This window comes from Coprobacter sp., from assembly GCF_982436375.1.
Genome location: NZ_CEWDCG010000209.1, coordinates 1 through 4,881, shown reverse-complemented (window position 1 = coordinate 4,881; position 4,881 = coordinate 1). Strand labels below are relative to the sequence as shown.

Sequence of the window (4,881 nt, the reverse complement as noted above, 5' to 3'; positions counted from 1 at the left end):
AATATATGTTGTACGAAAACAAGGTTTACACATATTCATTTTATATTTGTATTGTAAATTACTGAATAAAGAAGAAAGGAAGATCAACTACATGGAAAGAAACTTTTCACAAAGAGTTAAAGATGTTCTTGGATATAGCCGAGAAGAAGCCGAACGCTTACAAAACTCATATATCGGTCCGGAACACCTTTTGCTGGGAATCCTGAGAGACGGTTCTGGAAAAGCCATAGAGGCTTTGCGGCATCTCGGAGTCCAATTGGCCGAGCTGAAAGCTTCCGTTGAAAAAGATTTAAGATTATCAAACGATCATATTAATGCCGGAGATGAGATTACAATCAGTAAAAGCACGGACAAAGTATTAAAAATGAGCATCTTGGAGGCTCGAATTTTAAAGAGTGACACAACGGATACCGAACACCTTTTATTAGCAATACTAAAAGATCCCGATACGCCGGCTACACGTTCCCTAAAAGATTGTGATGTAACATATCAGGAAGTTATGGAATATTTTAAAATGGCCAAGCCTTTATCTGACACGCCATTAATGGGAGCTGAATTTGCAGATGATGACGATGATGAATTCGAAGAAGAAAAACGATATAAAAACGAACAGCAAAAAGCGACAACTTCTCCCGGAAAAACATCTGCTGATACACCGGTTCTCGATAATTTCGGTACTGACATGACAAAAGCAGCAGAAGAAAACCGATTAGATCCGGTTGTCGGCCGTGAGAAGGAAATCGAAAGGTTAGCTCAGGTCTTAAGTCGGCGCAAAAAAAATAATCCTGTATTGATAGGAGAACCGGGGGTCGGCAAATCTGCTATCGTAGAAGGTTTGGCTTTACGTATTATCCAAAGAAAAGTATCTCGTGTTTTATTCGATAAACGGGTTATATCTTTGGATATGGCCTCTATTGTTGCAGGGACTAAATATCGCGGACAATTTGAAGAACGTATTAAAGCTATATTGAACGAACTGACAAAGAATCCGGATATAATACTTTTTATAGACGAAATTCATACTATTGTAGGTGCTGGTGGCGCAACCGGAACTTTGGATGCGGCAAATATGTTAAAACCGGCTTTAGCTCGGGGCGAAATTCAATGCATAGGAGCTACGACATTAGATGAATACCGAAAAAGTATAGAAAAAGACGGTGCATTGGAACGGAGATTCCAAAAGATAATGGTAGATCCGACGACGCCAGAAGAGACATTACAAATATTAAATAACATTAAGGGCCGTTATGAAGACCACCATAATGTCTCCTACACACCGGAAGCATTAAAAGCTTGCGTAAAACTGACCGAACGTTATATCAGTGATCGTAATTTTCCGGATAAGGCCATAGATGCAATGGATGAAGCGGGTTCGCGTGTACATATATCAAATATCGTAGTACCTAAAGAAATAGAGACACTCGAAGCTCAAATAGAAACGATACGGGAAGAAAAAATAAAAGCCGTAAAATCCCAAAATTATGAATTAGCGGCAAGTTTTAGGGACAAAGAAAAAGATATTCAGGCTCAACTGGAAACTGCCAAGCAAAAATGGGAAGAAGAACTCCAAGAGCATCGAGAAATCGTAGACGAAGAAAAAATAGCAGAAGTAGTTGCAATGATGTCAGGAGTACCGGTACAGCGAATTGCCAGTGCAGAAAGCACCAAGTTATTACACATGGGTGATACTTTACGCCAAGCTATCATAGGACAGGACAATGCTGTAGATAAAATAGTAAAAGCTATCCGAAGAAACCGAGTTGGACTGAAAGATCCCAATAAACCGATCGGGACATTCATGTTCTTAGGTCCTACGGGTGTAGGGAAAACTCATCTGGCAAAAATACTGGCAGAATATCTGTTCGACTCTAAAGATGCTCTGATTCGAGTAGACATGAGCGAATACATGGAAAAATTCAGTGTATCCAGATTAATAGGCGCACCTCCCGGATATGTAGGATACGAAGAAGGAGGACAATTAACAGAGAAAGTCAGACGGAAACCTTATTCTGTAATTTTATTAGACGAGTTAGAAAAAGCTCATCCCGACGTATTCAATTTACTGCTGCAAGTAATGGATGAAGGACGATTGACAGATAGTTTAGGAAGGAAAGTCGATTTCAAAAATACGATTCTTATCATGACTTCCAACATAGGAACTCGTCAACTGAAGGACTTCGGACGAGGTGTCGGTTTCTCTACATCTACTTCATTAGAGGATAAAGAATTTTCGAGAAGTATTATACAAAAAGCTTTGAACAAGGCGTTTTCTCCGGAATTTCTGAACCGTGTCGATGATATAATCATGTTTGACCAACTCGACAAAGAAGCAATCTATAAGATCATCGATCTCGAATTAAAAGGATTTTATCAAAGAATGCAAGCATTGGGCTATAAATTCACGTTGACCGATGCGGCAAAAGAATTCGTAGCCTCTAAGGGGTATGATATTCAGTTTGGAGCTCGCCCTTTAAAAAGAGCGATACAAAAATACTTGGAAGATGAGATTGCAGAGTTGATAATACGAGATTCAATAAAAGAAGGAGACACAATAATCATCGATTATGATAAGCAAGAAGAAAAGATCGTTTCTTCTGTACATAGCGACAAAGAATGACAAAATAATAATGAATAAGTCAAAATGTCAGACCGGTTGGTCTGGCATTTTTTTTGTTTTTCTACAAACGATTGTGATAAAATTTAACTTTAAAAAATAATATAGCTATGCAAAAAGGAACTATCGGGGTCACAACGGATAATATCTTCCCCATTATTAAAAAGTTCTTGTACAGTGATCACGAGATTTTTTTACGTGAACTTGTTTCGAATGCAGTAGATGCAACTCAAAAATTAAAGACCTTATCTTCTTTCGGAGATTTTAAAGGAGAATTAGGCGAAATGAACGTGAAAGTATCTATCGACAAAAAAGAAGGTACTCTTACAATATCGGATCATGGAATCGGAATGACAGCAGAAGAGATTGACAAATACATCAATCAAATTGCATTTTCCGGAGCTGAAGAATTTCTGAACAAGTATAAAAATGATGCCAATGCTATTATCGGGCATTTCGGTTTAGGATTTTATTCTTCTTTCATGGTCGCTAAGAAAGTAGAAATCAGAACTCTTTCTTATCAAGAAAACGCCAAACCGGTAATGTGGAGCTGCGATGGTTCTCCGGAATATACAATGTCTGAAATTGACAAAAAAGAACGCGGCACAGACATCGTGTTATATATTGATGATGAGAACAAAGAATTTCTCGAAGACTCAAAAATTGAGTCTTTATTGAAGAAATACTGCCGATTCCTTCCTGTTCCGGTCATTTTCGGTAAAGAACAAGAGTGGAAAGACGGTAAATATGTTGATACGGATAAGGATAAAATCATAAACGATACGACACCTGCATGGACAAAGAAACCGACAGAACTGACAGAAGAAGACTATCGTAAATTCTATCATGATTTATATCCCTCGTTAGATGAGCCTTTGTTTTGGATACATCTAAACGTTGATTATCCGTTCAAGCTGACAGGTATTCTTTATTTCCCCAAAATAAAGAATAACCTCGATATAAATAAAAACCGAATACAGCTTTACTCCAACCAAGTATTTGTTACCGACTCTGTAGAGGGAATCGTTCCTGATTTTTTAATGTTGTTGCAAGGGGTCATCGATTCACCTGATATTCCGCTAAATGTTTCCAGGTCTTACCTGCAAAGCGATTCTAATGTCAAGAAGATTTCCACTTACATCACGAAAAAAGTTGCAGACAGACTTCAAGAAATATTCAATAATGAACGAAAACAATTCGAAGAAAAATGGGATGATATCAAGCTCTTCATCGAATACGGAATGCTGTCTGATGAAAAATTTTATGATCGGGCACAAAAATTCGCTTTATTAAAAGACACGGACAAAAAATATTATACGCTCGAAGAATATAAAACTCTGATCGAGGCGAATCAGACGGATAAAGACAAGAATTTGATATATATTTACGCTACAGATGCCGTTGCACAATACAGCTATATCGAGATAGCCAAATCTAAAGGCTATGATGTTTTATTGATGGATGGTCAACTGGACATTCATTTTATCGGACTACTTGAACAAAAATTGGAAAAAAGCCGTTTTGTGAGAGTTGATAGTGACATCATAGACAATCTTGTCCGGAAAAATGACAAAACCGAAGTTTCTTTAGATGCCGCTCAAAGAAATATGATGACCACAGTATTCAAATCTCAAATACCGACTTTGGAAAAAGCCGAATTTATGGTGATGTTTGAAGCTTTGGGAGAACAATCTCAGCCAGTCATTATAACCCAAAACGAGTTTATGCGCCGAATGAAAGACATGTTGGCCATGCAACCGGGAATGAATTTCTACGGAGAGATGCCTGACAGTTTCAATTTAATAATAAATACAGAACATCCTTTGTCTAAAAAAGTAATAGAAGAAACAGAAAAGGACTGTCATGCAGAAATAGAACCTATACAAAAAGAAATTAATGAACTGAATGATGCTATCTCCAAACTTCAGGAAGCATCGAAAGGGAAAAAAGACGAAGAGATTCCCGTTACTGAAAAAGAAGAACTTCGAAATAAAGAAAAAGAAGTCGACTCTTTACGGAAAAAAGAATCCGAACTACTTACACAGTATGCCAACAAACATAAGTTGGTTCGTCAATTAGTTGATTTGGCACTATTATCCAACAATATGTTAAAGGGTGAAGCTTTAAGTCAGTTTATTAAACGATCCGTTGAAATGTTATAATAGTTTTTTTAACAGAGAAAGAGATTTCAGGAAAACTTGGAATCTCTTTTTTTATTAATAATGCGAATCAGCAGTTGGCTTTCTGATTCAAAAATTAAAAATTAA

The 4,881-nt window shown here is 37.2% G+C and carries 2 protein-coding genes; both read left to right on the top strand.

Annotation, left to right across the window (positions count from 1 at the left end):
* Positions 1-91: 91 nt before the first annotated feature.
* Entirely contained in the window at positions 92-2,617 is a 2,526-nt protein-coding gene (locus tag AC1WHX_RS10410) for an ATP-dependent Clp protease ATP-binding subunit (protein ID WP_417039851.1), read from the top strand.
* 107 nt (positions 2,618-2,724) lie between these two features.
* Positions 2,725-4,776, top strand: coding sequence for a molecular chaperone HtpG (htpG, locus tag AC1WHX_RS10405; protein ID WP_481229304.1), 2,052 nt, complete (start codon positions 2,725-2,727; stop codon positions 4,774-4,776).
* Positions 4,777-4,881: the final 105 nt, after the last annotated feature.

Coding starts and splice junctions, on each gene's coding strand:
- AC1WHX_RS10410 (WP_417039851.1), top strand. CDS start 92: ATGGAAAGAAACTTTTCACAAAGAGTTAAAGATGTTCTTGGATATAGC.
- htpG (WP_481229304.1), top strand. CDS start 2,725: ATGCAAAAAGGAACTATCGGGGTCACAACGGATAATATCTTCCCCATT.